The 26,278-nt window shown below is 66.2% G+C and carries 27 protein-coding genes, 1 tRNA gene and 1 pseudogene; 16 read left to right on the forward strand and 13 right to left on the reverse strand.

What is annotated here, in order from left to right; translation table 11 throughout:
- The first annotated feature begins 8 nt into the window (after positions 1–8).
- The 3 genes from AC5FRZ_RS06855 (at position 9) to artA (ending at position 5,181) form a co-directional block, all read left to right on the forward strand.
- Entirely contained in the window at positions 9–761 is a 753-nt protein-coding gene (locus AC5FRZ_RS06855; RefSeq protein WP_170093962.1) for a VOC family protein, read from the forward strand.
- 406 nt (positions 762–1,167) lie between these two features.
- Entirely contained in the window at positions 1,168–4,080 is a 2,913-nt protein-coding gene (locus tag AC5FRZ_RS06860; protein WP_493564225.1) for a DUF7282 domain-containing protein, read from the forward strand.
- A gap of 126 nt (positions 4,081–4,206) precedes the next feature.
- A complete protein-coding gene (gene artA / locus AC5FRZ_RS06865; RefSeq protein ID WP_493564226.1) occupies positions 4,207–5,181 on the forward strand; it encodes an archaeosortase A in 975 nt (324 codons plus the stop codon).
- On the opposite strand, the gene dph5 is transcribed toward artA, so the two are convergent.
- A complete protein-coding gene (dph5, locus tag AC5FRZ_RS06870; RefSeq protein ID WP_208628160.1) occupies positions 5,178–5,954 on the reverse strand; it encodes a diphthine synthase in 777 nt (258 codons plus the stop codon). The genes artA and dph5 overlap by 4 nt on opposite strands.
- Positions 5,955–6,029: 75 nt before the next feature.
- On the opposite strand from dph5, the gene AC5FRZ_RS06875 reads away from it, so the two are divergent.
- The 3 genes from AC5FRZ_RS06875 to AC5FRZ_RS06885 all read left to right on the forward strand — a co-directional run bounded on the left by AC5FRZ_RS06875 (position 6,030) and on the right by AC5FRZ_RS06885 (position 8,715).
- Positions 6,030–7,031, forward strand: coding sequence for a class I SAM-dependent methyltransferase (locus AC5FRZ_RS06875; RefSeq protein ID WP_493564227.1), 1,002 nt, complete (start codon positions 6,030–6,032; stop codon positions 7,029–7,031).
- 75 nt (positions 7,032–7,106) lie between these two features.
- Positions 7,107–7,180 (forward strand) — tRNA-Thr (locus AC5FRZ_RS06880).
- A gap of 329 nt (positions 7,181–7,509) precedes the next feature.
- Positions 7,510–8,715 carry an NAD(P)/FAD-dependent oxidoreductase gene (locus tag AC5FRZ_RS06885; RefSeq protein WP_153553101.1) on the forward strand — a complete coding sequence of 402 codons (1,206 nt, stop codon included), beginning with the start codon at positions 7,510–7,512 and terminating at the stop codon, positions 8,713–8,715.
- Between the two features lie 19 nt (positions 8,716–8,734).
- Here AC5FRZ_RS06885 and AC5FRZ_RS06890 read toward each other — a convergent pair whose 3' ends face one another.
- From AC5FRZ_RS06890 to AC5FRZ_RS06900, 3 genes are all read right to left on the reverse strand, one after another.
- Entirely contained in the window at positions 8,735–9,373 is a 639-nt protein-coding gene (locus tag AC5FRZ_RS06890; protein WP_170093981.1) for a hypothetical protein, read from the reverse strand.
- A 107-nt stretch (positions 9,374–9,480) separates the two neighbouring features.
- The gene (locus AC5FRZ_RS06895; protein ID WP_372479202.1) at positions 9,481–9,723 is read right to left on the reverse strand and encodes a DUF7385 family protein; all 243 of its coding nucleotides are present in this window, start codon (positions 9,721–9,723) and stop codon (positions 9,481–9,483) included.
- A gap of 41 nt (positions 9,724–9,764) precedes the next feature.
- The gene (locus AC5FRZ_RS06900; protein ID WP_170093983.1) at positions 9,765–10,637 is read right to left on the reverse strand and encodes a cytochrome c oxidase subunit 3; all 873 of its coding nucleotides are present in this window, start codon (positions 10,635–10,637) and stop codon (positions 9,765–9,767) included.
- Positions 10,638–10,756: 119 nt separating this feature from the next.
- Between AC5FRZ_RS06900 and AC5FRZ_RS06905 the strand changes: the two genes are divergently transcribed.
- From AC5FRZ_RS06905 to AC5FRZ_RS06915, 3 genes are read left to right on the forward strand one after another with little or no spacing between them, the layout of a single operon-like run.
- Entirely contained in the window at positions 10,757–12,121 is a 1,365-nt protein-coding gene (locus AC5FRZ_RS06905) for a hypothetical protein (RefSeq protein ID WP_493564228.1), read from the forward strand.
- The gene (locus tag AC5FRZ_RS06910; protein ID WP_208628154.1) at positions 12,118–12,375 is read left to right on the forward strand and encodes a DUF7410 domain-containing protein; all 258 of its coding nucleotides are present in this window, start codon (positions 12,118–12,120) and stop codon (positions 12,373–12,375) included. Before AC5FRZ_RS06905 ends, AC5FRZ_RS06910 begins: the two co-directional genes overlap by 4 nt.
- Positions 12,376–12,432: 57 nt before the next feature.
- The gene (locus AC5FRZ_RS06915) at positions 12,433–12,717 is read left to right on the forward strand and encodes a DNA-directed RNA polymerase subunit L (protein WP_015762916.1); all 285 of its coding nucleotides are present in this window, start codon (positions 12,433–12,435) and stop codon (positions 12,715–12,717) included.
- A 22-nt stretch (positions 12,718–12,739) separates the two neighbouring features.
- On the opposite strand, the gene AC5FRZ_RS06920 is transcribed toward AC5FRZ_RS06915, so the two are convergent.
- Entirely contained in the window at positions 12,740–13,564 is an 825-nt protein-coding gene (locus AC5FRZ_RS06920) for a hypothetical protein (protein ID WP_493564229.1), read from the reverse strand.
- 77 nt (positions 13,565–13,641) lie between these two features.
- Positions 13,642–14,457, reverse strand: a complete 816-nt coding sequence (hisF, locus tag AC5FRZ_RS06925; RefSeq protein WP_153553108.1) for an imidazole glycerol phosphate synthase subunit HisF — start codon at positions 14,455–14,457, stop codon at positions 13,642–13,644.
- A 103-nt stretch (positions 14,458–14,560) separates the two neighbouring features.
- Between hisF and AC5FRZ_RS06930 the strand changes: the two genes are divergently transcribed.
- On the forward strand, positions 14,561–14,755 hold the full coding sequence (locus AC5FRZ_RS06930; protein ID WP_372479198.1) for a DUF7550 family protein: 195 nt from the start codon (positions 14,561–14,563) through the stop codon (positions 14,753–14,755).
- A 181-nt stretch (positions 14,756–14,936) separates the two neighbouring features.
- Here the strand turns inward: AC5FRZ_RS06930 and purL are convergent, their stop codons facing one another.
- Positions 14,937–17,123 (reverse strand): phosphoribosylformylglycinamidine synthase subunit PurL, encoded by a 2,187-nt coding sequence (gene purL, locus AC5FRZ_RS06935; RefSeq protein ID WP_493564230.1) that lies wholly within the window; start codon positions 17,121–17,123, stop codon positions 14,937–14,939.
- A gap of 163 nt (positions 17,124–17,286) precedes the next feature.
- Here purL and AC5FRZ_RS06940 point away from each other — a divergent pair, with 163 nt between their 5' ends.
- Together AC5FRZ_RS06940 and AC5FRZ_RS06945 are read left to right on the forward strand one after the other, a co-directional pair.
- On the forward strand, positions 17,287–18,447 hold the full coding sequence (locus tag AC5FRZ_RS06940) for a multicopper oxidase domain-containing protein (protein ID WP_372479195.1): 1,161 nt from the start codon (positions 17,287–17,289) through the stop codon (positions 18,445–18,447).
- 162 nt (positions 18,448–18,609) lie between these two features.
- Positions 18,610–19,521 carry a DUF4097 family beta strand repeat-containing protein gene (locus AC5FRZ_RS06945; RefSeq protein ID WP_493564231.1) on the forward strand — a complete coding sequence of 304 codons (912 nt, stop codon included), beginning with the start codon at positions 18,610–18,612 and terminating at the stop codon, positions 19,519–19,521.
- 501 nt (positions 19,522–20,022) lie between these two features.
- Here the strand turns inward: AC5FRZ_RS06945 and AC5FRZ_RS06950 are convergent.
- Both AC5FRZ_RS06950 and AC5FRZ_RS06955 read right to left on the reverse strand, forming a co-directional pair.
- A pseudogene (locus tag AC5FRZ_RS06950) lies at positions 20,023–21,699 on the reverse strand (cbb3-type cytochrome c oxidase subunit I); the annotation flags it as partial.
- Between the two features lie 94 nt (positions 21,700–21,793).
- Entirely contained in the window at positions 21,794–22,366 is a 573-nt protein-coding gene (locus tag AC5FRZ_RS06955; protein ID WP_493564232.1) for a DUF7998 family protein, read from the reverse strand.
- A gap of 88 nt (positions 22,367–22,454) precedes the next feature.
- Between AC5FRZ_RS06955 and AC5FRZ_RS06960 the strand changes: the two genes are divergently transcribed.
- From AC5FRZ_RS06960 to AC5FRZ_RS06970, 3 genes are all read left to right on the forward strand, one after another.
- Positions 22,455–22,829, forward strand: a complete 375-nt coding sequence (locus AC5FRZ_RS06960) for a cupin domain-containing protein (protein ID WP_346775241.1) — start codon at positions 22,455–22,457, stop codon at positions 22,827–22,829.
- 67 nt (positions 22,830–22,896) lie between these two features.
- Positions 22,897–23,130 (forward strand): DUF2249 domain-containing protein, encoded by a 234-nt coding sequence (locus AC5FRZ_RS06965; RefSeq protein WP_015762928.1) that lies wholly within the window; start codon positions 22,897–22,899, stop codon positions 23,128–23,130.
- Entirely contained in the window at positions 23,127–23,429 is a 303-nt protein-coding gene (locus tag AC5FRZ_RS06970) for a cupin domain-containing protein (protein ID WP_493564233.1), read from the forward strand. Before AC5FRZ_RS06965 ends, AC5FRZ_RS06970 begins: the two co-directional genes overlap by 4 nt.
- Positions 23,430–23,482: 53 nt before the next feature.
- Here the strand turns inward: AC5FRZ_RS06970 and AC5FRZ_RS06975 are convergent, their stop codons facing one another.
- Both AC5FRZ_RS06975 and AC5FRZ_RS06980 read right to left on the reverse strand, forming a co-directional pair.
- Complete coding sequence (locus AC5FRZ_RS06975; RefSeq protein WP_153553117.1) at positions 23,483–23,803, reverse strand: hypothetical protein; 321 nt, start codon at positions 23,801–23,803, stop codon at positions 23,483–23,485.
- Positions 23,800–24,060, reverse strand: coding sequence for a DUF2249 domain-containing protein (locus tag AC5FRZ_RS06980; protein WP_170093994.1), 261 nt, complete (start codon positions 24,058–24,060; stop codon positions 23,800–23,802). The genes AC5FRZ_RS06975 and AC5FRZ_RS06980 overlap by 4 nt, the downstream gene beginning before the upstream one ends.
- An 88-nt stretch (positions 24,061–24,148) precedes the next feature.
- On the opposite strand from AC5FRZ_RS06980, the gene AC5FRZ_RS06985 reads away from it, so the two are divergent.
- The gene (locus AC5FRZ_RS06985; RefSeq protein ID WP_493565079.1) at positions 24,149–25,453 is read left to right on the forward strand and encodes a hypothetical protein; all 1,305 of its coding nucleotides are present in this window, start codon (positions 24,149–24,151) and stop codon (positions 25,451–25,453) included.
- A gap of 108 nt (positions 25,454–25,561) precedes the next feature.
- Here the strand turns inward: AC5FRZ_RS06985 and AC5FRZ_RS06990 are convergent, their stop codons facing one another.
- Together AC5FRZ_RS06990 and AC5FRZ_RS06995 are read right to left on the reverse strand one after the other, a co-directional pair.
- On the reverse strand, positions 25,562–25,894 hold the full coding sequence (locus tag AC5FRZ_RS06990) for a DUF7521 family protein (RefSeq protein ID WP_153553119.1): 333 nt from the start codon (positions 25,892–25,894) through the stop codon (positions 25,562–25,564).
- Positions 25,891–26,268: a winged helix-turn-helix domain-containing protein gene (locus AC5FRZ_RS06995; RefSeq protein WP_018258763.1), complete on the reverse strand. Its 378-nt coding sequence runs from the start codon at positions 26,266–26,268 to the stop codon at positions 25,891–25,893. Before AC5FRZ_RS06995 ends, AC5FRZ_RS06990 begins: the two co-directional genes overlap by 4 nt.
- Between the last annotated feature and the right edge of the window lie 10 nt (positions 26,269–26,278).

Below are 26,278 nucleotides of genomic sequence, written 5' to 3' on the forward strand. Positions count from 1 at the left end.
GTTCGCACATGGGACTGACCCTCGACCACACGATGATCCGTGTCGAAGACCTCGACGAATCGCTCGACTGGTACACCACACACCTCGGTTACGAGGAGAAGGGTCGCTGGGAAGCCGAGACGTTCACCAACGTCTTCCTCGGTCCCGAGGACGTACACGAGGACGGTGCCCTGCTCGAACTCACCTACAACCACGACGGGCGCACGTACGAGCTGGGCGACGCCTGGGGCCACATCGCGGTCCGCGTCGAGGACGTGACCGAGGCCTACCACGAACTGATGGACGAGGGCGTCGACGACTATCGCCCGCCCGAGGAGAACCCCGGCTACGCCTTCGTGAAAGACCCCGACGGCCACGAGATCGAGATCGTCGAACGCGACCACGGCGCACGCTATAGTCTCGATCACACGATGCTCCGCGTCGAGGACGCCGACGCCGCGATCGGCTGGTACGCCCGGAAGCTGGGCTTCGAGCCCGCCGGGCGCTGGGAGGCCGACACCTTCGCGAACTACTTCATGGCCGACCCCGACGCCGCCCAGGAGGCCATGACCGTCGAACTCACGTACAACTACGACGGGCGCACGTACGAGCTGGGCGACGCCTGGGGCCACATCGCCGCCCGCGCCGACGACCTCGAAGCGACCTGGGAGTCGCTGCTGACCCGCGAGGCCGAGGACTACCGCGATCCCGAGTCCTGTGACTACAACTACGCGTTCACGAAGGACGCCGACGGCCACGAAGTCGAGATCGTCACGTCGTAGCCGACGACACGAACCGGACACCTCTGCTGGACCTTCTTCCCGAACGTTGCCGCTGGGTGACTGTGCCGTCCGAGCAACAGCCAGAGCAGTCACATGCTCGCGAGCGCACGCGTGGTCCGTAATCGGTGACTCGGACACTTCCTCGCTGGCCGAGAGGTACCGACTCACTGACGGCGTTGCCCGAACGACAATTCCGCCGATATCGGCCGGGACAGGCCGTGAGTATGTGTGTCACCCTCGCATAAGTGACCACAAAGCATTTATAACACCCGCCTAACGTTTTGAGTGTACCCCTACCCATGGTGTCAGTAGCGAGTATGCCGGTTCGGTCTGTACGCGGTTCGCCACAAGAGCCGCGTCCGACAGGGAGAAAGCTGCTGGCTCCGATTGCAACAGACAACAAACTATGACAGGAACTAACGACAAGGTTCGCAGCCTGTTCCTCTCTGCGCTGATGGTCATGTCCGTCGTCGCGATGGGCACGGCTTTCACCGCGGGAGCAGTTGCGGACAATTCCGCTAACGATACTGTCGAAAGCCTCGACATCACGCAGAACCGCGTGCTCGAGGCTGACGACTCTCGTAGTAACGACGTACAAACACAGACCGTCGAATTCGACGCGTATCTCGACTCCGACGACACGGAAGAGATCACGATCGACACGGCCGACGCTGAAGACAACGGCCTGACGATCGACGACGTTTCCGTCGACGGCTCCACGTCTAGCGACGTTTCCGTCGAAAACGTCGACTTCGACGACGATCAGATCACCTTCGATCTGAGCGAGGACGCCGGTGGCTCCGCGGTTAACGGTGCCTCCGTCGTGCTCAACGTCGACTTCGACGTGACTGACGGCGAGAACGCGAACCGTCTCGAACACGTCGTCACGGCAACTGGTGACGATGGCTCCACGACGCTGAGCCCGGTTGTCGGCACGTACAAGGTCGCCGGCGAGTACTCGAAGACCGTCAACGGTGAGGATTCGGTCTTCGCTGGTGAGACGATCCGATTCACCCCCGGTGCCGAGAACACCCAGATCGAGGTCTACACGACCGACGATGATGGTAACCCGACGAACAACCGTGTTGCCAACTTCAACACGGCGTTCGACACGGCCATCAACTTCGACACGTCGAACCTCGACACGGGCGAAACGTACAACGTCCAGATTAGTGGTAGCGGTGTGACTGACACCAACTACGATCTTGCAGCCAACGACCTCGGCCTCAGCGCCGAAGCCCGTGACACGCAGATCTCCACGGAAGACCGCATCGTCGCGGATGTCGAGTCCAACGCGAACCTCGACGACCCGTGGACGGCCACGCTCCTCGACAGCGACGGCGAGGCCGTCGAGGACGACGGCGGTGACACCATCGAACGGACCGGTAGCTTCTCCGGTTCCGGTGAGGCGACCGTTCGCTTCACCGCCCCGACCAACGCTGACTACGGCACGGGCAACTACTCGATCGAAGTCACGCACGACGACACCGGCATCACGTCGGAAACTGACTCGATCGAAGTCTCGGAAGCCGGTGAGGGCGACGTCTCCTTCGCTGGTGACGGCGTCTTCACCGACGAAGCTGGTGACGTCGCGAACGTCACGGTCGAGATGACCAACACCGACGAAGCGACGGTCACCATCGGTACCGAAGATCAGGGCTACTACATCGTCTACCAGGTCTCTGACGAGAGCGGTGACGGTCAGGTCTCCCTCGAATTCAACAGCTACACCGCAGGCCGCGCATCCGAGGAGAACGTCGTCAGCGTCGGTAACACTGACGACGAGATCGAATTCGTCACGCAGGGTGGCGACTTCACCGACACCGACGAGGCTGTCGGCTCCGACACTCTCGACCCGACGGAGTACGAGATGAACGCTTCCGTCGGCCACGTCGAGATGGGTACTGACGACTACACCGACTCCGACGCGCTCGGTACGCTCTCGCTGCAGCCGCGCTCGACTGACGGCATGCAGTCGTGGGTCACGCCGAAGGGCACTGACATCGACGACCTCGAAGTCGGCGACGTCTACGACGAGATCGGCTCGTCGATCACCGAGTCTGGTGAAGTTGCCTACGACGGCGGTGACGCCGACGGTGACACCGTCATCCTCCAGCTCGAAGCTGGCGGTATCGAGGGTGCTGTGGACCACGCAGGTGGTCTGAAGACCCTCATCGACAACAACCAGGGCAACGACGACGACGAAGCGATCGACCTCACGATCGAGCAGACCAACGAGGAAGCAAACCGCAACCCGAAGGAGCTCGACTTCGTGAACGACGACGCGATCTCGGTCATCGAAGACCCCGAGAACAACTCGTACTTCATCGCCGTTGAACTGTCGAACGTCGACCAGCCGACCCGCGACCTCGCGGAAGACGACAACTTCGAGGCGACGTTCACCATCGAGGACGACAACGTCCTCAACACGATCGACGACAACGAGGAAGTCACCAGTGACTTCACGCTCGTCGAACCGAACACTGAGCTCGTCACGAACGCTGACGACCTCATCCTGATCGAGTCCGCGTCCGGTCAGACCGTCTCCGGTCAGACCAACTACGCGCCTGGCACCGACCTCAACGTTCGGGTCAAGTCCAGCGACAACGCGAGTCCGTTCCAGACTCGACCTGAAGCAACCGTCCAGCCGGACGGTACCTTCACGACGGAAGGCGCTGACTTCAGCGACGTCTCGCCCGGGACCAACCTGACGCTGCAGACGCGTCGCGGTGGCTCCCCGGTCGGTGACGAGTACGACGGTCGCATCGGCGAAGTGCCGACTGCCTCCGTCAGCATCAGCAACCAGACCACCGACGGCTCCACCGTGACGGTCGACTCGGTTACGACCGAGAACGGTGGCTTCGTCGCGATCCACCTCAACAACGCCAGCGGTGAGGTCATCGGCAACTCCGAGTACCTCGACTCTGGCACCCAGCAGGATGTCGAGATCAGCCTCGACTCCGCTCTGGACGAGAACGCGACGGTCGTCGCGATGCCCCACCAGGACACCAACGACAACGAAGAGTACGACTTCGGCGATGGTGATGGTGCGGACGGTCCGTACACCGAGAACGGCTCGGCAGTGACGGACAGCGCGACGGTCACGATCCAGACCACCGAGGACACGGACACGCCGACGCCTGAGCCGGAAACGGACACCCCGACGCCGGACGAGGACACGCCGACTCCGGACGAGGACACCCCGACTGACGACGGCGGCGACGAGACCACCACCGGCGACGGTGCTGGCTTCGGCGCAGTCGTCGCACTCGTCGGCCTCCTCGCTGCTGCGCTGCTCGCGACGCGGCGCAACAACTGAGGACACTAACTAACCGGACTTCGTCCGGTCCTTGATTCGCGATTTTTCTTCGGACGCTCCTTCGATAGTGCCGACAGCGGGCACAACGGCAAAGCATATACCCGCGATTGCGTAACGTAGCAACACATGGTCGGTGCCGCCCCGCTTACCTCGGTCGTTGGCGACCCGCTCGCCGTCGCACGGCCGCTCTCGTGGCTGCTCGTGATCAGCTTTCTCGCGACGGGCGTCCTCGCTGCCCACACGGACGCACGCGAGCGAGCCCGACAGCTCGGCGCTCTCACGTGGGGAGTCTTCGGACTCTTCTGGCTCGTCCTGGTGCCCCACTTCGTCCTCGTCCAGAAGAGCATCGTCGAGGGGATCGGTAGTATCGCTGCCGTCCCACTGTCGCTGTACGTCGGCTACCTCCTCTGGAACGGCCGCGACTCGCTGTTCACTCTCTCGAAGGCGATTGGGTACATGGGGCTGCTCTATCTGCCCTTCACCTACCTTCCGCTGCTGGAGTCGAACCCGCTTCGCAAGTGGATGATCGAGGTCGTCGCCGCACAGACGGGGACGCTCCTCTCGCTGATCGGCGTCGAGCCCGAACTCGTGCGAGGGACCAGCGTCCTGAGCGAGGTCCCGTCCTCGGACTACGGTTATCTGAGCACGTTCTACTTCCCGGGCAACGAGCGGCCGATCACGTACACGATCATCGTCGCCTGTACTGGCGTGGGGAGCATCTCGATTCTTGCCGGTGCGATCCTCGCCGTCGAGGCTCCGCTGGGTCGGAAGGCCCGCGCGCTGGCGGTCTCCGTGCCGGTGATCTACGGGTTGAACCTGGTTCGGAACGTGTTCATCGCGACGATGTTCGGCCAGCAGCGAATGCAGTGGTTCGTGGGCACGATCACCGACCTCTTTGGAACGGCCGACGAGCAGATGGTGTCGTACTACATCGCCGACCGCCTGCTCGCGCAGTTCGGTTCGGTGATCGCGCTCGTAGGCATCACGTGGCTGGTGGTGAAGGTGCTGCCGGAGATCCTCTCGCTCGTCGACGACGTGGCGTATCTCGTGACCGGGACGGAGTACGACCTCCGGGAAGAACTGACGGCCGAAGGTGACTAGTCGTCCAGCGGCGCGTCGGCGAGCGTCGTGAGTGCGTCTCGTTCCATCTCGTGGAGGTCGGCGGGGACGACCAGGAGGTGCAGCGGGCCGCCGTAGTCGCCGTCGGCGAGTGCGTCGAGGCTGTCTGCTTCGACGACTGGGTTCGCACTGCCCGCCCGTGCGACGACGACGCCGAGCGTGTCGAGGTGGTCTGCGAGCAGGCCGGCGGCGTGGTCTGCGGTCATGAACTCCTGTTCGCCCTCCCAGTGGGGGTCGTCGACTTTGATGTCCAGGTAGACGAGGGTGTGGAGGCCTCGCTCTTGGTTCGCCGTGATCGTCTCGACGACGCTGTCGGGGACGCCGTCGCCGCCGTGGGCGTCTTCGAAGGGGAGCGTCGTCGCCTTCCCGAAGCGGTAGTTCTGGAGCCCGGTCAGTGAACTCGCGGCCGTCTGTGCGGTCGTCCCGTGGATCACTCGCGTGTGGATGCCACGCTCCTCGGCCCGCAGACGGAGGTCGACGTGTGTCGTCGAGACCATCGTGTCGCCCGCCGTTACGAAGGCCACGTCGCCGTCTTCGGCGGCATCGAGGAGTTCGTCGGGGGTCTGTTCGACGGCTGCGCGATCGAGCACTTCGACGTCGATGTCGTGGTAGTACTCCAGTTTCTGGATCGTCGTGCCGATCAACTTGCTCGTGTAGAACTCGGCGTAGATGTCGGTCGCAGTCTGGAGGGCCTCTTTCCCTTCGACCGTGATCGAGCGCTCGTCGTAGAGTCCGAGACCGACGAATGTGAGCATACCCTGTGTCGGCGTCGCCGGCCAATAAAGGGCGCGAAGCGTCAGGCTTACCGCCCACGGGTGGCCAGTGGCGGTATGGGCGTTCCCTGCGTGCGTGTCGACCGCGAAGCCGGCGAGGAGAGCCGACAGCGCCTCGCGGACGCCGATCTGGTCGCAGAGGGCTACGACATCGTGGTCGACGAGGCGACGATCTACATCCCGGTCACGGACCCGACGGCGGTCCCGGACGAGTTCGACGTGGTCGAGTACGACGCGCCGGTCCGCGAGTCCCAGACGATGCCGGCCGACCGGCTCGACTTCGAGCCCAGTTACGAGCGGATCGGCGAAGTGATCGTCGTCGACGAGGACGATCCGGAGCGTGCGCGAGTGATCGCCGACGCGATCGTCGCGTCCGACCTCCCGGTCCGGACCGTCCTCAACCGCGCCTCGAAGGTCAAAGGAGAGACTCGCGTCCGTGACTGGGACGTACTGGCCCAGCCCGACGACGAGCCGGACCGGCCGGCTACCGAGGTCGTCCACCGCGAGTACGGCTGTGAGTTCCTGGTGGACCTCGACGCGGTGTACTTCTCCCCTCGTCTGGCGACCGAGCGCCACCGCGTCGTCGAGCAGGTGGACGCAGACGAGTGCGCGCTCGACATGTTCGCTGGCGTCGGCCCCTTCGTGGTTCCTTTCGCACAGCGCGGTGCGACGGCCGTCGGCGTCGACGTCAACCCGACCGCGATCGAGTACCTCCGCGAGAACGCCCGACGCAACGGCGTCGCCGACCGTGTGACCGCTATCGAAGGCGACGTACGCGCGGTGGCTCCCGACTACGAGAACTGGGCTGACCGGCTCGTCATGAACCTCCCACACAGCGCCGACGAGTTCCTCGACGCTGCCGAGACGATCGCCGGTAGCGACTGCGTGCTCCACTACTACGACATCCAGCACGAAGACGATCCCTACGGGCCGGGCGAGCGGGCGATCCGGGCTGCCTTCGAACCCGACTACGACGTACGCGTCGAGACCCGCCACACGGTCCGCTCTTATGCCCCCCACGAGCACAACGTCGTCCTGGACGTTCGTCTCTCCCGGTAACCGTGTCTCCGTGTCCCATAATCGCCGGACTTCGGAACCCTTATGATCGTCTTGGGCATCGTACCGTATGCCCGCGCCGGTGTAGCTCAGACTGGCAGAGCGAATCCTTCGTAAGGATTAGGCCGAGGGTTCAAATCCCTCCACCGGCTTTTTGCTGCGAACAACTTCGTGAGCAGCACATGCTGTCGTGGGATTTGAACGAGCGAAGTCGCAGCGCGAGCGTAGCGAGCGGTCGTCTTCACGTGGTTCAGAATCCCTCCACCGGCTTTCTGCGAGGAACGACGGTGACGAGCGGTCGCCATCGCGGCGGTCCCATTCTGGAGCGAGCTGATCCGTCGCGGTGCAGGGCTCCAGCTCGTCCCTTCGCTTCGGATCGGGAGAGACCTTCCCGTCGTGACGTACTCCCTGTCGCGCTCGGCCTCGCCACTGGCACTCGACCGCAACCTACTACCCGATTTGTGCCCCAGTGTAAGCCGAGATGGAGTCGTACGATATCGTCGTCGCAGGCGGTGGGCCGGCGGGGTTGCAGTTCGCCCGGTCGGTCGTCGGGCGGTCGGACCACTCGGTCGCAGTACTCGAAGCAAACGACGAGCTGGCGGACAACGACAAGTCGACCGGTGGGACCTTCCACCAGGTCGTCGAGGGCTTTGGCGTGCCCGACGACGTCGTGATGTCCGAGTCGGCCACGGTCCAGTTCGAAGGGCCAAGTGCCCGGGCGACCCTCGACATCCCCAATTACGTGCTCGATTTCCCGGCGTTCCTCGAATTTCTCGGCGCGGACGCGGCCGCCGACGGGGCCGACATCCACACGGGAGTTCGCGTTCGGGAACCGATCGTCGAGGGTGGCACCGTCGTCGGTGTCCGCGGGACCCGCGACGGTGAGTCGGTGACATATCGGGCGGATCTGGTCGTCGACGCGACGGGACCGGCGGGGACACTGACGACCCGACTGGACATGTGGGACCGCGAGGCGGCCCAGCGCGGGATCGGCAAGGAGTACGAGGTGACCGGCCGGTACGACCTGTCGTCGATGCTGTTCCGGTTCGACCACGAGTACGCGCCGGGCGGGTACGCGTGGGTGTTTCCGGGCGGTGACGACGTGTTCAAAGTCGGCGTCTGCTGGATCGACGACTTCTACGCGCGTCACAGTCCGCCAGACGACGGGGCGATCGACGACTACGTCGAGCGGTGGGCTCGCAACGACCCCCGGTGGGAGGTCGACGACGTACGGGCCGTCCACGCCGGGCAGGCGATCTCCGACAACTCGATCAACCGCCGTGCGACGGACGGGCTGGTCGCCGTGGGCGACAGCGTCTCCAGCATCAACCCCCTCTTTGGCGAGGGAATCCGGTCCGGGATGGAGTCGGCCGAGATGGCGGCCGAGGTCGCGACGCGAGCCCTCACCGCCGGTGACGTGTCCCGGTCGTTCCTGTCGGCCTACGAGCGCCGCTGGAACCGCGAGAAGGGGTCGAACTGGAAGCGCCAGCGCATCGCCGGGGAGTTGCTCTACGACTTCGACGCGGCCCAGCAGAACAGGTTCGTCGCCAACAGCGGCCGTCTCTCGGACGCACAGCTCGATCGCCTCCAGCGGTACGAGCTGACGCTGCCGGATCTGCTCTCGTTGTACCCGTTCCGGCTCGACGACGTTCGGAAAGCGCCGACGCTGCTGCGACACCTGTGGTGAGTGTCGCGGTCGACAGCCGTCAGGTTCGGCGTGCGAGGAGTCCCACCACGAGAGCGACGGCCACGAGCGTCCCGACGACACCGACGCCGGGGCCGGAGCCGGAGTCGGGGACCGGGCTCTGTGCGCGGATCGGCGATTCGATCGCCTCGTCGCTGTCGTAGCGCCACGTCGCCGTCGCACCCTCGACGGTGTCGGCGTTACTGTCGGTGACGTTCGTCGGCATCGTGACCGTGTAGGTCAGCGCGTAGCCACTCTGAGAACCCAGCTGGCCGCTGTTCTGGACGAACGAGCGATCGACGAAGGTGACGTTGCCCTCCTCGACGGTCGTCTCGACGCCGCTGCTCGGTCCGGGATTCCACGACGACAGCCGCAGATCGACCGTCACGTTGCCGTCGTCGGTGAGGCTCTGGTTGTACGACACCGACTCCGCGCGGCTCTCGTTGACCCCACGGAGCAGGTACCGCTCGACCGAGCCGTACCCCTCGTCTTCGGCCGTCGACTGGAGGCGATCGTAGGTCGAGGGGGGCATCTCGATCGTCGTCTCGTAGGACTCGACCGTGCCGTCGCCGTCGACGGTCGCGTCGACGGCCACGTCGGCACAGCCACTCAACACCAGGAGGACACCGACTGCGAGTGTCGCGAGCGATCTTCGATCCATGCTGTCGCCTCTGGACCACTCGGTAAATGCTTTCTCCAATACCGTGACCGTTTGTCCCCGTTCTCTCTGGAGTCGTCGTCAGCTGGACGGCCGGGTAGTCGACAGTCTCAGTGAGTCAGCAGGAGGAGTCGCTCGTCGGTCCGGACGAGACAGATCGGGCTGTCGGGGTTGCCGAAGGTGTTCTCGCGACGCCGGGAGACGAACAGCTTCTCGAAGGCCTTTCCACAGGCCGGGCAGGCAAATTCCGCACGGTTTTCGAGGGCCATCGTCTCGCGGTCCTCCTTGAGCAGCTTGAGACCGTGACGATAGTCGTGGACGTCGAAGCCGTCGCTCACGTCGAGTTCGTCCATACGGGTAGCTGGTGAGAACCCGGCTTGAAACTACCGGCGGCTCAGATCGACAGCTCTGCGCCCACGTACAGCACGACGACGAGGAAGATCCAGACCACGTCGACGAAGTGCCAGTACATCGAGGCTGTCGAGACCGAGGTGTGTCGTTCTGCGGAGTACTGACCGTAAATCGCCCGGACGAAGACGATGCCCAGCAGGACGGCACCCATCGTGACGTGGAGTCCGTGCAGTCCAGTCAGCCCGTAGAACGCGGAGGCGTAGGCACCTTCGGCGATGGTGAAGCCTTCGCCGACGATGAACTCGTAGTACTCGTAGGCCTGTCCGCCGATGAAGATCACGCCCAGCAGCAGCGTCAGCCCGAGCCATCGGACGAAGCTCTGTCGGTCTCCGTCGAGGAGCTTGACGTGTGCGTAGTGCAGCGTCAGGGAACTGATCACGAGGATGATCGTGTTGGCGATGACGAGGTTGCCGAACACGTTTCCGCCGTGAGGGAGCAGTTCGGCCGACCACACGTTCGCGCCGCGAACGAAGAAGTAGTAGACGAAGCCGGCACCGAAGGTGGCGACCTCGCTGCCGAGGAACAGCAGCATCGCGAACCGGAGGGTTCCACCGGAGTGGTGATCCGTCCCGCGTTCCCAGAAGTTGGCGACGAACGCGTGGTAGAGCCAGCCATAGAGGCCGGCCAGGAAGATCCCGACGGTGGCGACGGTCGTCCCGGCGGCGATCAGCTCGGAGACGACGGGATTCTCTGCCTGTGAGAGGACGAACAGGCCGGCAGCGACGTAGATGCCGGCAGCGCCGATGGCAGTGATGAAGGGCCACCAGCTGGCCTCCCCGAACCCGCGGGGCCAGTCCTCGACGGCGGGGAGATGGTGGTCCCCGTGCTCCTCTGACGTGTCTTCGGCTACGGTCATACGCGCTTCTTGCGAGTGGACCATCAAAAGCGCTTCCAACTCCGTGCGCTTCGTCCGCGTGGCTGGCCGGTCGGGCGCGAACCGATGCCTTCTCCCTCGCCGAGCCGAACAGTCGAGTAATGCTTCGGCGTCGCGCAGTCGCAGTCGTCGCGCTGGCGGTGCTGGCGGTCGGTCGTGCCACCGCTCACGGGGGCAGCCTGGCCCAGGACATCCGCGAACCGCTGACGATTCCGACGTGGTTGTTCCTCTCGACGGGCGGGGCGGCGGTCGGCGCTTCGTTCCTGCTTGCCAGCTTCGTCACGGACCGGGAACTGATCGACGCGATCCACGACTGGCGTCGCGGCGCAGGCGTTCCGGGCCGGCGCGTCGCGGTCGGCCTGCTGCGGGCGGCGGGGATCGCTGGCGTCGTGCTCGTCGTCGTCGTCGGCTACTTCGGGCCGACGGACGCCCGCTCGAACGCCGCGATCTTGCTGGTCTGGGTCGGCTGGTGGGCGGGGCTGTCGATGAGCGCGTACCTGCTGGGTAACAGCTGGAGCGTGCTCAATCCGTGGCGGACCGTCGCCGAGCTGGTGCCCGCGCTGGACCTGCGGTATCCCGACCGGCTCGGTGCGTGGCCCAGCGTCGTCGGGCTCCTGGCGCTCGTCTACCTGGAGGTCGTCAGTCCGCTGGCCGAGAACGCGTCGCTGCTCGCGACCACTGTGGTGGCGTACTCTGCGGTGACACTCGTCGGCGCGGTGGCGTTCGGTCCGGAGACGTGGTTCGGGAAGGTCGACCCGCCGGCTCGCGTGTTCCGCTACTACGGCCGCGTCGCTCCGCTCTCGTCCGACGGCGACGGGCTGACGCTTCGCCTTCCGGGAACGGCGCTGTCCGAGCGGCGACTGGTCGACGGCCGCGACGAGGTCGCCTTCGTCCTCGCCTTGCTGTGGGTGACGACCTTCGACGGGTTCGTCTCGACGCCCGCCTGGCGCGGGATCGCGGGGCCGTTCGTCGGGCTCGGGATCCCGCCGCTGGGTGTCTACCTGCTCGCCCTCCTGCTTGGCTTCGGGCTGTTCTGGAGTCTCTACGTGCTCGCGGCCAGGCTCTCGCGGTCGACGGCCGAGACCTTCCTGACGCCCGCCGCGCTGGCCGCCCGGTTCGCGCCGCCGCTGCTGGCGATCGTCGCCGGCTACCACTTCGCTCACTACCTCGACTACTTCCTCGGGCTCGCGCCGGCACTGGGCCAGACGCTGGCCGCGCCGCTGACGGCCCGGAGCACGGTGCTCGTGCTCTCGATGCCGGGGTGGTTCGGCGGCGTCGCGATGGCCAGCATCATCGTCGGCCACCTGCTGGCGATCTGGGTGGCCCACGCCGCGGCCTACGACCTGTTTCCCGGACGCCTCCAGGCGATTCGGTCGCAGTATCCGTTCATCGCCGTCATGGTCGTCTACACCATGACGAGCCTCTGGGTCATCTCCCAGCCAGATATCCCACTCCCCTACCTATGAACGAGGACTACCACGTTCCCACGTCGGCCCCGCTGTACGAGTGTGAGTACTGCGGTCGTCCCTTCGCCCGCGAGCGGTTCCGGGCGCTCCATCGCGGGCTCGAACACGCCAGCGAACTGGACGACGAGGAGGTCGAGCGGTTCCGCGACGCCTACCGCGAGGAAGAGGAGGCAATCGGTATGTTCCGACTGAAGGCACTGGCGGCGCTGGTGGTCGTGTACTTCGGCCTGCTGATGATCTACGCCGTCGTGTGAGGGCACTCGAAACCGCGAAGCGAAGCTTTCATGCGCCCGAACGGAATACGGACGGGCATGGATCTGCGCGTCATCGAGAAAGAAGAGACGATGCTCTCGATCGAGATTGCCGGCGAGGACCACACGTTCATGAACGTCCTGAAGGGGGCGCTACTGGAGACCGACGGCGTCACGGCGGCGACCTACGACATGAACCCCGAACAGTCCGGTGGCCAGACCGACCCCGTGCTGACCGTCAAGACCGATGTCGACGTGAATGCGCTCGACGCTCTCGAGGCCGGTGCGGACCGCGTCATGGAGAAAGCAGACGACTTCGAGGCGGCCTTCGACGCCGCGGCCTGACGTTCGGGACTCTCTTCTGTTGTTAGCAGACCGCCACAGTGACGAACACGCGGTCGTTCGGCGCGACGTGGACGTCGACGCCGATCCGCGTCTGTGACTCGACGAGTGCGTCGGAGCGATCCTCCCAGCCGTCCAGCAGCGTCCCGGCCAGCGACGCCTCGCTGTCGAAGTCTTCGACTGGTCCCGTCGAGAACACGGTGTAGCGGTCGACGACCGGGTTCTCACAGTACTCTCTCACCCGAAGCATCTCTTCCCTGGAGAGTGCCGGTCCGTCGCCGGTCGCGTTCTGGACGGTGCGCTTGTTGACGTAGGCGGCGTACCACGCCAGGTCGGAGTCGTTGGTCACGGCACCGACCCCCTCGGACTCGCGGCGGTCGGTGAGTTCCTCGACGTAGGCGGCTTCGACGTCTGCGATCGAGAGGTCGCCGACCTGATCCCCCGCGCCAGCCACGTCGTCGGGCACCGGTGGCCGTCCCATCCCCGGCAACGTGACGACGCCCGCGTACGCGAGAACGAGCGTGATCCCCAGGACGGCGGCGATGGCGTAACCGGCGACGTACCGGGGTTCGAGCACGTCGCGGTACGAGGTGCCGCCGAGTTCGTCGAGGTCGTCCCAGTCGGGCTGGCGCTGTTCTAACTCGACGTTGCCACAGCGCTTGCACGGCGGGGAGTTTTTGGTGTGTTGACGGCCACACTCCGTACAGACCCAGACGGGATCGGTCGGGCCGTCGGTCTCGGCCGGTGGGACCTGTTCGACGGCTCGCTCGAACTTGTTGTGCCCGCAGTTGTCACACGGCGGATCGTTCTCTTCGTGGGGTTTGCCACACCAGGTACACCGCCACTCCATTATCGGATAGTCGGGGAGTGGGGCGCAAAAGGGTAGCGGTCGCGGGGATAGGACGGTCGAGGCGAACGCTGCGAGGGTTACAGACGCACCGGCACGCCCATCTCGTCGAGGCGCTGCTTGGTCTCTGCGATGGAGTATTCGTCGAAGTGGAAGATCGAGGCCGCGAGCCCGGCGTCGGCACCGGCCTCGGTGAACACCTCGTACATGTCCTCGGGACTGCCACAGCCCGAGGAGGCGATCACCGGCGTGGAGACGGCGTCACAGACGGCGCTGGTCAGCGGGATGTCGTAGCCGTCCTTGGTGCCGTCGGCGTCGATCGAGTTGACGAACAGCTCCCCTGCGCCGCGGTCCTCGGCCTCGGTGGCCCACTCGACCACGTCGAGGCCGGTGCCTTCGCGGCCGCCCTTGACGGTACACTCGAACCAGCAGGACTCCCCGTCGACGTCCGCGTAGTGTTCGCCCTGCTCGTCGAATCGTCGCCGCGCGTCGACCGAGATGACGATACACTGGCTGCCAAACGCCGCCGCGCCTTCCCCGATCAACTCTGGCCGCTCGATCGCACCGGAGTTGATCGAGACCTTGTCCGCGCCGGCCCGCAGCGTCTCTTTGATGTCTTCGCGGGTGCGGATTCCGCCGCCGACGGTCAGGGGGATGAACACCTCGTCCGCGACCTGTGAGACGGTGTCGAGCATCGTCTCGCGCCCCTCTGCGCTGGCGGTGATGTCGAGAAAGACGAACTCGTCGGCCCCCGACTCGTTGTACTTCTTGGCCATCTCGACGGGGTCGCCGGTGTAGGCCAGGTCCTCGAAGTTGACGCCCGTGTACACCGCGGCGTTGCCGTCCTCGTCGAGGTCCACGTCGATACAGGGGATGATCCGCTTCGTGAGAGTCATTTACTACCTGTCCGTTCGTCGCTCCGGGCTTTGTCGGTTTCGGCTGGCGCAGCCGGGACGAGATTCCGACAGGAATAGGTACCACCGCGGGGAACGACCGGACATGAGCGACGACCACGGGCACGACGAGGACCGTCCAGACTACGACCCAGCACACGTCGAACTGCCATCGCGCGAACCGCCGCTTCGCGAGACCGCACCCCAGAGTGACTTCACGATGGGACAGGTCGCCCGCGGGGGCGCGGTCGCCGCCGTCGGACTACTCCTGATCTTCGGACTGGCGCTCGTCCTGGTCTGAGACTGTCGCCGTCACTGCTTGCGATCACCGGCAACGGAAGAGAGCGTGTGCGCCCCCCGTCGACGAATGGGGGCGTCCAGCGGACAGCCGACGACGGCGTCATACGAAGTATTGTAGCGGTTTACCGCTGATCGTCTCCCCCGCGGTGACGATCGCCGGGAAGCATCTACGATAAACCGTATCAGGCCAGCTCGTCGGCGATGATCGACCGAAGGTCGGCGATCGCCTCGGCGTCGTAGCGCAGCGACTCGCCGCCGATCGTCAGATCGAGTCGTCCGCTGTCGTCCGCGGAACCCAGCTCGTAGACTGGTGCGACACCGTCGAAGGCCTCGCGTACCGCGCGGGCGTCCGTCGTCTCGATCACGACGCGTCCCGGCTGTTCGCCGAACAACAACTCGACTCCAGTGCCCTTGTTCGTGGCGTCGATCTCGACGCTCGCGCCCCCATCCTCGTGGACCATCTCTGCCAGTCCGGCGGCGAGGCCGCCGTGGCTCAGGTCGTGGGTCGCGAGCGTCGCCGCGTCGTCGGCTACGTCGGCGAGCGTGTCGACGAATGCGTCGGGGTGGTCCAGCAGCGTCGGGAATCGGTCGCTCCCGCCGAACTGCCCGAGATACTCCGAGCCGCCGAGACGTGGCTCCGCGTCGCCCTCTAGTGCCCGCGCTCCCACGAGCAGGAGGTCGCCCTCGCCCGACAGCGACAGCGGCGGCGCGTCGTACCCGTCCTTGGTGCCGACCATCGCCAGCGTCGGCGTCGGCGGGATCGGACCGCTGACGGAGTCGTTGTACAGCGAGACGTTGCCGCCGACGACCGGCACGTCGAGCGTCGAGCACATGTCGGCGAGCCCGTCGACGATCCCCTTGAACGCGCCGTACACGTCGGGCTTCTCGGGGTTGCCGCCGTTGAGACAGTCGACCGCCGCCAGGGGCGTCGTCCCCTTGGCGGCGAGGTTGGTGGCGTTCTCCAGCGCGACGGCGCGTGCGCCCTCGTAGGGTGCCGTGTCCGTCCAGTTGGGGTCTGCACCGGCCGTGTAGGCCAGCCCGACGCCGCTCTCGCTGTCGTCGTCGCTCGCCTCTGCGCCAGCCTCTCGGATGGCAAGTACCGCCGCGTCGTCGCCGGGCGGAGTCGCCGTCCGGACCTGCACCTCGTGGTCGTACTGGCGGTAGATCCAGCGCTTCGAGGCCGTGTTCGGGCTGGCGACGACTGCCTCGAAGGCTTCTTCCAGGGCGACCTCGGGGAGGTCTCGCTCGGGCTGGGTCGGCTCTTCGGCCGGCAGGTCGTTGAACGGCGCGCCCTCGCCGAGGAACTCGGCGTCGCAGTCGACGACCGTCTCGCCCTCGAACGTACAGACGTAGTCGCCCGTGTCGGTGACCTCGCCGATGACGGAGGCACCGAGGTCGAAGCGCTCGGCGATGGCCTTCACGCGGTCGACGTTCTCCGGCGCGACCTCGTAGCACATCCGCTCCTGGCTCTCGGCGAGCAGGTACTCCATGGCGTTCATGTTGGGCTCGCGCTCGTGGACTTCGGTGAGCTCGATCTCCGCGCCCAGCCCGCCCTTCGCGACCAGTTCGGAGCTCGCACCGCCGAGGCCGGCCGCGCCGAGGTCGCGGGCCGACTCGATCAGCCCCTCGTCGATGAGCTGTTCGTTGGCCTCGATCAGCAGCTTCTCGGTGTAGGGGTCGCCGACCTGAACGGCCGGGCGATCCTCCGTCTCGGCGTCCTCTGCGAGGTCCTCGCTGGCGAAGGAGGCCCCGCCGAGACCGTCCCGTCCGGTGGAGTTGCCCACCAGGACGAGCTTGTTGCCCGGCTGCTGGGCCTCGGCGGTGATCATCCGCTCTTCGTCGACCAGGCCGATACAGGAGACGTTGACCAGCGGGTTCCCCTCGTAGTCCTCGTGGAAGGCCGCGCTCCCGGTGACGGTCGGGACGCCGATACAGTTGCCGTAGTGGCTGATCCCCTCGACGACCCCTTCGAGCAGATAGCGGGAGTGTTCGCGGTCGAAGTCGCCGAAGTACAGCGAGTCAGCCAGCGCGATGGGGTAGGCACCCATCGACAGCGTGTCCCGGACGATCCCGCCGACGCCCGTGGCCGCGCCGTCGAACGGGTCGACGTAGGAGGGGTGGTTGTGGCTCTCGATCCCCATCGTGATGTAGGTGCCGTCGCCCCCGGGCAGTGCCACGACGGCGGCGTCGTCGCCCGGACCGACGACGACCTGATCGCCCTCTGAGTCGAACGCGCCCAGCAGCGGTCGTGACGATCGATACGCACAGTGCTCGCTCCAGAGGTTCTCGAAGAGGGCCGCCTCGGCCTGAGTCGGTTCCCGGCCGAGCTCCTCGACCACGAGATCGTGGTCAGCATCGGAGAGGCTCATTACCTCCCCGTGGCTTCCGGCCGGCTAAATCGCTTTCCATGCGCGCCCGACGCGATCCACTCTGTCCACCCATACCGTCGGCCCCTGCATACTCAGGGGGGTTTTCACCTGGTGGGAATCCCCTTGCTCGGCTATAAGGGAGTACTACCTACGCCAAAGTGTAATGACTGATCGCATCGGAGCCCCCGGAACGAGTATGAGTCGCCGAGAGTTCGTCGCTGCAACGGGCCTGAGCGGTTCGCTGGCACTTGCCGGCTGTCAGGCACCCACGTCGTCCTCGAAGGTCTCGACGACGAGCGAGACGGCGACGGAGACCTCGATGGCGAGTCAGTCCGAGTCGCTGCCGACGACCTCGCCCCCGGAGATCGTCAACGTCGACGAGCAGGGCGGCGAGGTCACGATCTCGACCGTCGCCTCGAAGCACATGGTCCACCCCGAGGAGACGATGGGTGGTCCCGTCGAGCTGCCGAAGGTGTGGGCGTTCCAGGCCGACGACGGCGAGCCCAGCGTCCCCGGTCCGATCCTCCGGACGACCGAAGGTGAGGACATGAAGGTGACGCTCGACAACACCGACGCCAACATGCCTCACACGCTGCACTTCCACGGCGTCCGCAAGACCTGGGAGAACGACGGCGTGCCGACGACGACGGGCATCACGGTCAACCCCGGCGAGAAGCACACTTACGAGATTCCGGCCAACGTCCCCGGGACGCACCTCTATCACTGCCACTACCAGACCCAGCGTCACATCGACATGGGGATGTACGGCATCTTCCGCGTCGACCCGAAGGGGTACGAGGAGGCCGACCAGGAGCTGTTCATGACGTTGAAAGACTGGGACTCGACCCTGAACAAGCAGATGGCCGGCATGGACGCCACCTACAGCCCGCGGGACCGCAATCCCGACGTGTTCACGATCAACGGCAAGAGCGCGCCCCGGACGCTCCACCCAGAAGACGGCTCGCCGGTCATCGTCTCGCAGGGTGACACGGTCCGCATCCACCTCACCAACAACGGGTACATGAGCCACCCGATGCACACGCACAACCACCGCTTCCGCGTGGTCGAGAAGGACGGCTCGGAGGTCCCCGAGGCAGCGCAGTACGAACAGGACATCATCAACGTCGCTCCCGCGGAGCGAAAGACCATCGAGTTCGACGCCGACGCCGACCCCGGCATCTACCTCATGCACTGCCACAAGGTCAGCCACGCGATGAACGGCAACACCTACCCCGGCGGGATGGTCGGCGGGATCGTCTACAAGGAGGCGATGGACTCGGACATCTTCGGCGAGCTGATGGACTACGCCGGCTACGAAGGCTAACCGCCGGCCACGTCGGGCATCACGCGGATCGCAGTCTACGTTCGGGCACGCGGCGTCGCTGTCGGTCTGCCGTCTCCAGCCGCTGACACTGTCGGCGGGCACACTTTCGCATTCTGAAGCTGTGGTAGATGGATTATACTGCTAGCACCGGAACCATCGGGTATGGATTGGTCTCACTCGAACTCGGACGACGACTCGAACCCACAGACGTCGACGCGACGCCGCGTTCTCGCCACGGTCACTGTCGGCGCGGCGACGGCGCTCGCGGGCTGTACGATCTCGGGACAATCGGAACGGGACACGACGGACGTGGAGTACAGCGTCGCCGACGTTGACGCGGTGGCCGTCGACGGCGACGACGGCGAGACGACCGTCGAGCCGTGGGACGGCGACGAAGTCCAGATTCAGGCGACGAAGTACGCCATCGGCGGGACGGAGCTGAGCGACGTCCAGGTCACCAGAAACGTCGACGACGGACAGCTCTCGGTCGGCGTGAAAGACACGACGGGGGTCGCGATCGGGACCGTCGGGGGCGGACTCGAATCGCTCACGGTCAAGGTGCCGTCCGGCGTCCGGGTCACCGAACTCACCGTCGACGACGGTGACGCGACGGTCGGCGACGTGGCCGGGGACCTCGCGCTCTCGGTCGACGACGGCAGCGCCGAGGTCGGTCCGCTCGACGGGGGCGTCCAGATCGACGGCGACGACGGCGAGATCGAGATCGGCGCAGTCGACAGCGTCGCGGGGACGGTCGACGACGGCGAGATCTCGGTGACCGAAGCGACCACGATCGGCGACGTCGAGGCCGACGACGGGATCATCGACCTCGCCGTCGAGAACGTCGACGGCCCGGCGACCGTCAGGGCCGACGACGGTGACGTGACGCTCCGACTGTCGCCGTCGCTGGATCTCTCGGTCACCGCCCGCAGCGACGACGGGACAGTCACGGTCTCGGACGGTGTCCTCGACGAGGTCGAGACCAGCGAGGAGGAGACGCGCGGACGGGTCGGCGAGGGTGGCGACACGCTGACGGTCGCAGTCGACGACGGATCGATCACGCTCCAATCGCTGTAGTGCGCCGGCCACGAAAAGCCGTCTCAGACCACGTAGGACTGCAGTTCACCGCGAGACTGTACGTCGACGAACCGGTAGCGTCGCCCGTCGTCGAGGTCGCCAGCGAAGTCCGGTCCGTCGACGCCGTCCATCTCGTAGACCTCGTCGGCCCCGCGACAGTCGTGGGCCAGGATCGACTGCTCGACGGGTTCGGGCAGGCTCTCGCCGGGCGGGACCTCGACGACGAACAGTCGGTCGGTGAAGCTCTTTGCCGTCCAGGCGTCCTGGACGCCGTCGCGGTCGGCGATCTCCTCGGCCAGCGCGCGCAGCTGTGTGGCCCGGTCGCTCATACACGACGGACGCAGCGTGAGAACGAGGCTCCGGTGCCGAAGGTGTTCGCCCGTCTCGGGCGTCGCTGCTCGCTCGCTCTTCCTCGCCACCGTCGGACCGCAGCTCCGGCGAGGCTCCGCTCACTTCGTTCTCGGAGCCGCCGTCGGTCAGCGCGGGCAGTCGCTCGGACGCGAACCACTCGAACTCGCGGGCTCGCATGCCGTCGCGGTCGAGGTCCCACGGGTCGCTGCTGGTCACTCGCGGCCCCTCCATCCAGGAGGTGACGACGTTCCACAGGAAGAGGAGCTGGCCGACGACGAGCAGGACGACGCCAAGCGTCGCGATCTGGTGGAGCAGCGTGAACAGGTCGATCGGACCGACGGCCACGTCGTAGGTGGCGTACCGCCGGGGCATCCCGGCGTAGCCAAGCAGGATCATCGGGAAGAAGGTGATGTTGGTCCCGATCATCGTGAGCCAGAAGTGGGCTTTGGCCAGCGTGCGCTGGTACCAGCGGCCGGTGTAGATGGGGAACCAGTAGTAGATCCCGGCGAACACCGCGAAGGCGATCCCGCCCATGATGACGTAGTGGAAGTGGGCGACGACCTGGTAGGTGTCGTGCAACAGGAGGTCGACGGGGATCGCCGCCTCGAAGACGCCGGTCATCCCGCCGATGACGAAGTTGGCGATGAAGCCGACACAGAAGAGGAACGGTGCGGTCAGCCGCAGGCGGCCGTTCCACATCGTCGCCATCCAGTTGAACGTTTTGACGGCGCTGGGGATCGCGATCGAGATCGTGATCGCCATGAACGCGCCCCGAAGCCGCGGGTCCATCCCGGTCGCGAACATGTGGTGTGCCCAGACGCCAAAGGAGAGGACCCCGAGCGCCAGCGTGGAGTAGACGACGAACTTGAAGCCGAACAGCTTCCGACCGCAGAACTTCGGGAGGATGTAGCTGATCAGCCCCATCGGCGGGAGCACGAGGATGTACACCTCGGGGTGGCCGAAGAACCAGAACAGGTGTTGCCACAGCAGCGTCCCGCCGCCGTCGCCGATCGCGAAGAAGGTCGTCCCCATGTTGCGATCGAGCAGCAGCATCACGAGGGCGCTCCCCAGCAGGGGGAACGCAAAGAGGATCTGGCCGGACTGGACCAGGACGGTCCAGCTGAAGATGTCGAGGTTGGCCCAGTTGATGTCCTCGCCCTGTTCCGTGAAGATGGTCGCGATGAAGTTGATCGCACCCATCGTCGCGGAGACGCCGGTCAGGTGCAGCCCCAGGATCATCAGGTCGATCGCGGGACTGGGCTGGTCCAGCGACAGCGGCGTGTACATCGTCCAGGCCGTCTGTGCGGGTGCGATGCCGGGGATGAAGAAACCGGCCCAGATCAGGACCGCCCCGAAGGGCAACAGCCAGAACGCGATGGCGTTGATCCGCGGGAACGCCATGTCGTCGGCCCCGATCAGGATCGGGACGAAGTAGTTCGAGAACGCCGCCAGAATCGGCGTCCCGAACAGGAACAGCATCGTGATCCCGTGGCTGGTCAGTAGCGCGTTGTACATCGCCGGTTCGAGGAAGTTCGAGGTCGGGGTGACCAGCTCGAACCGCATCAACACGACCGCCACGCCGCCCCAGGCGAAGGCCAGCACGGCGAAGGTCCCGTAGAGCAGTCCGATATCTTTGTGGTCGACCGTCGTGAGCCAGCGGGTCAGTCCGCCGGGCTTCTCGCCGTGGTGGACCGTCTCGTCGGCCGTCCCGCCGCCGCCGACGGCCGGCGTGTACGAGCGCCAGTTCTCTAGCCTCGTTACGACCGCGGCCGCACCGGCCACCAGTGCGACCATCACCGTTGTCAGGACGAGCTGCGTTGCTGCCATTGCAGGCCGGTTTCGCCGCTCTCCACATCGGCGTTACTCCGAACACGTTCGTGCGGGCATTGATAGTCGTTCCCACGACTCACCCTCGCGCCACCTAGAACGGGGTGTCGAACCCGCCTTCGTCGGCCACGTCGTCGTCAGCCGTGGCGTCGCCCGCGTCGATATCGGAGGGGATCTCGCCGGTCTCTCGGAACACCGATTCGAGCTCTCGCAGCTTCGCGTTGATGGTCTCGCTCTGGTGGTGCATCGGGTCGACCCGGACCCGCACGAGGTCGTACTCGTGGGACTCGCGACAGCCGTTCCAGGCCCGGAACGCGCCGACGGTCAGCGTGTCGCTCTGTGGACAGAACTCGGTCGTCGGCGTGAACTCGGCCCGGAGGACGCGCTCGCCGTCGGTCTCGGTCTCGCGGGCGTACCGGAACCCCGACTCGGGATGTCGCCGGTCGAGGTTCAGCCGCGCGAGGTTGTAGCCGAAGGTCATGTCGATGACGCCCCGCCGCTCGAAGAGCGTCCGCGTCGCCCGGTGGAAGGCGGCGTGTTCGCGGCCGGTCAACACCGCGCCGTCGAGGAACGGTCCCGGTTCCGGGAGGTGTTCGGGAGCGAACTCGTCGTAGTCGTCGTACTCGGGACCCTCACCGTCGCGAGCGAAGCCGGAGAGGAGGCTCATACGTCAGCGTTGGGCCGCCAGCCCGCTGTGGTTGCTGGCGAACACGTTCGGGCAAACCCAGACCGCCGTCCCGGCCGACGCTTCGGTCGTGACCGCAACGTCGATCGACGCCGAACGACGCTACGACGACGCACAGTTCTCCGCACAGACGATTCACGAGACCGAGCGCCAGAAGGTCGTCCTGGGATACTTCGAGCCGGGACAGTTCATCCCCGTCCACGCGCCCGACAGCGACGTGGCGATCACGGTCGTGTCGGGTTCGGGCGTGATCCGCGACGGCGAGACCGACCACGCGGTCGAGCCCGGGAGCGTCGTCGCCGTGCCCGCAGGAACGGAACGCGGGGTGAAAGCCGACGACGGCGAGCGACTGGCGGCGACGCTCGTCACCGCGCCACCGCCGACCGACGCCGAACACGAGCCGGTGCGTCGGGGCCTCCAGACGGGACAGTTCGATCCGGACTGACACCGTCGCCACGTGCCGAACACGTTCGGCCAAAGTCCCTCCCGATCGTGGCCACTACCGTCGACTGATGCCAGCCGAAACACTCGATCTGCGCGAGGTACCGCCGCCACAGCGCCACCCCATGATCCACGAGGCGTTCCAGACCCTCGACAGCGGCGAGGCCCTGGAGATCGTCAACGACCACGAGCCAAAGCCGCTGTTCTACGAGTTCCAGGCAGAGGTCGAGGCCTTCGACGCGGAGGGGTACTCCTGTGAGGAACGGGACGACGGCAACTACGTCGCACGGCTCCCGAAAGCATGAACGACACCGAACTGGTCTCGCTGGACGACCTCGACGACGACGGCCGGGCGACGCTGTTCGAGCACGAACCCCACACGGTCCGGCTCAGCCTCGCGGCCGACGAGGGCGTCCCGGCCCACCAGCATCCAGACCGCCAGATCGTCTTTCACCAGCTCTCGGGGGAGCTGGACCTCCACCTCGGCGACGAGGTGGTGTCGCTGACGGCCGGCGACGTGGTCCGGTTCGACGGCGATCAGGACATCTCCCCCCAGGCCCGGACCGACAGCGAGGCGCTGCTGGTCCTCGCGCCCGCGGCCTGACCTCTCGGTTCGATCGTCCCCGGCTTCACCCCCCGTTCTCGCCGCGAACGCACTCACCGACTGCCAGAGAACAGCTCCAGAGCGGCCGCCAGCGTCTCGTCGTCGCCGTCGCTCGCGGCCCGTTCGAGTTGCGCTTCCGGGACCGCCAGGAGCCGCTCGACGAGGCGGTCGCCGAGTCGCTCGACGGCGTCGCGCTCGTGTTCCGACAGCTCCAGCTCCGACAGTGCTCGCTCGACCTGACGGTCACGGACGGACTCGCCGCGCTCTCTGATCCGTTCGATCGCCACGTTCTCTGCCGACCGCGTGGCGTCGCTCGCTCGCTCTCCCTCCGCTTTGCGTGTCCCGCTCTCTGGCTCGGTCACGCAGTCGGTCATGCCTTCCAGATCGTCGTCACGGTCACGTCCTCGCCCTCGACGGTGTCGTAGGCGAAGCCGCGGTCGTCGAGTTTCGGGTACAGGAACTCCGGCGCGCGATCGTTGAACTGCACGACGACCTCGTCGTCGTCGATCTCCGCCAGGGTTTCGAGGGTGTTTTGCAGTGGCTTCGGCGGGCCCAGCGAACGCACGTCGAGTTCGCGGGTCGGTGCGTCGTCGGGTGCGTCGGTCGTCTGCAGGGCCTCGGTCGCGTCCATGCGTGAACGGACGGCCGCCCCCGGAGCAACCGTTGTCCCGAACGTGTTCGGCCACACCGACAGCACGCTGGCGGACGAACGGACGGGTATGAGCGTCATTCCGGCCGCCGTCGACGAGTCGAGCGGTCCGCCGACTGTGATCCCGCTCGCGCACTTCCTCGTGGCACTGGCGTACCTGGTCGCGGGAGTGGCGACTGCCGCGGTGACGACCGGCTGGGCGGGCCAGGTCGCTCACGTCCACCTGTTCGTCGCGGGCTGGATCTGTCTGACCATCCTCGGGGCGATGACGCAGTTCGTCCCGGTCTGGTCTGGCGTCTCGCTGCACTCCAGACGGCTGGCGATCCTCCAGTTGCCCCTCGCGGGGCTCGGATTCGCCGGCCTCGCGGCTGGCTTTCTCACGGGCGCGCTCGGACTGCTCCCGATCGCTGGCGTGCTCGCGGTCGGCGGTGTCTGGCTCTTCGCCTACAACCTCGCCCGGACGCTCGCCGGGGCCCGTCCCTTCGACGCGACGGAGTCACACTTCGCCGTCGCCGTCGGCTGGTTCGTCGTCGTGACCACGCTGGGGATGGTGCTGGCGGTCGACTTCGCCGCGAGCGCGTTACCCGTCGCGGGCCTCACCCACGCGACCGTCCGCTCGGCCCACGCGACGGCGGCGATCTTCGGTGCCGTGCTCACGACGGTGCTCGGGGCGCTCTATCAGCTGGCGACGATGTTCACCCAGACCGAGCTCGGCCCCGTCGAGCGCCGTTTCCAGCGGGTCGAAACGCTCGCGTACCCGGTCGGCGTGGCGGCGCTCGTCGTGGGGCGGCTGTTCGGCGTCGCTCCGATCGCCCGCGCTGGCGGGGTGATCGTCGCCCTCTCCGTGCTCGGCATCGCCGTCGTCGTCGCCAACAGGCTCCGCCAGACTCGCGTCGAGTGGACGCCGATGCTCACCCGCTACGGACTCGCGGCCGCGGGGCTGGGCGTGTGGGCGGTCCCGGCGCTGGTCGGCTGGTCGCGGAACGCACTCGGGCCGGCCGTCACCTTCGGCGGTCCGGCGACGGGCTCGCTGCTACTGGCCGGCGGTCTGGCCTTCGTCGTCCTCGGAACGCTGTACCACATCGTCCCGTTCCTCGTGTGGGTCGACCGCTACAGCGATCAGGTCGGCCTCGAACCGGTGCCGATGGTCGACGATCTCTACCTCGACCGGCTGGCGGTCGTCGACGGCGTCGCCTACACCGCCGGGATCGCGCTGGTCGTCCTCGGTTCGGTCGCGCCGACGCTGCTCCCATCGCCCGCGATCACTGCGGGCTGGGGACTGGCGGCCCTGGGCGCACTCGCCTTCGCGGCGAACCTGCTGCTGGTCGTCGTCGAACACGGCGACTACTCCGTCGGGACCCTCGTCAGTGCGTGACACTACCGGCTGTCCATCTGTGAACGATTTCGCCACTCCGGGGTGGCGAAGCTCTTCACGAAGTGATAGCCGGCAGTATGAGTGGGGTCGCGTCCGCCAGCAGTGTCGTCAATCGACGTACAGCGAGTAGAGGATGATGGCGAAGGCGACCGTCGTCAGCAGACTCTGGACGAAGACACTGACCACGAGCCAGTCCTGGAAGCCGCTCTCGGGGAGCCACGAGAGACGGGCCAGGATCCTGGGGACGAAGATGTCGATGACGCCCCCTATCAGCGCCCCAAATGTCATTATCCCGAACCCCCACGAGAGGGCCTGTAACTCTCTGGCGCTCGTTCGCTGATAGGCCCGGTAGGAGTAGTACGTAATCAGCCCACCGAGGATGAGCGTGAGCGTCTTCGTCGCGACGATACCGACCTGTGAACTGGGGACATGTGGGCTCATGTTTCTTTTCTGACCTCCGACCAGAGGTTTTCGAGGCGTTCGTCCGGCGTCCGAGGCCGGTGAGAGATCTCGACTTCGAACGTCCGGTCGTCGTCCAGCGAGATGACGACGTCTTCGAAGCTGATCGCGTAGCGGCTGGCGTGTTGTCCGTCGGGACGCACCTCGACGCCCTCGTGAAGCAGCGACGCCTCCGTCAGTAGTTCGAGCTTTCGGTAGGTCGTCGACAGCGGCACGCCGCTCTCCTCCGCGATTTCGCTGGCTGTCATCGGCTCTTCCAGGACGCTGACGATCGCCCGACAGTCCTCGTCGTCCAGCGCGTCGAGCACGTCCTCTAGCGCTGGCGACAACTCGTCTTCGAACGGGTCCCGGACCATCCGTGACAGA

The organism is Halomicrobium sp. HArcht1-1, from assembly GCF_058933285.1.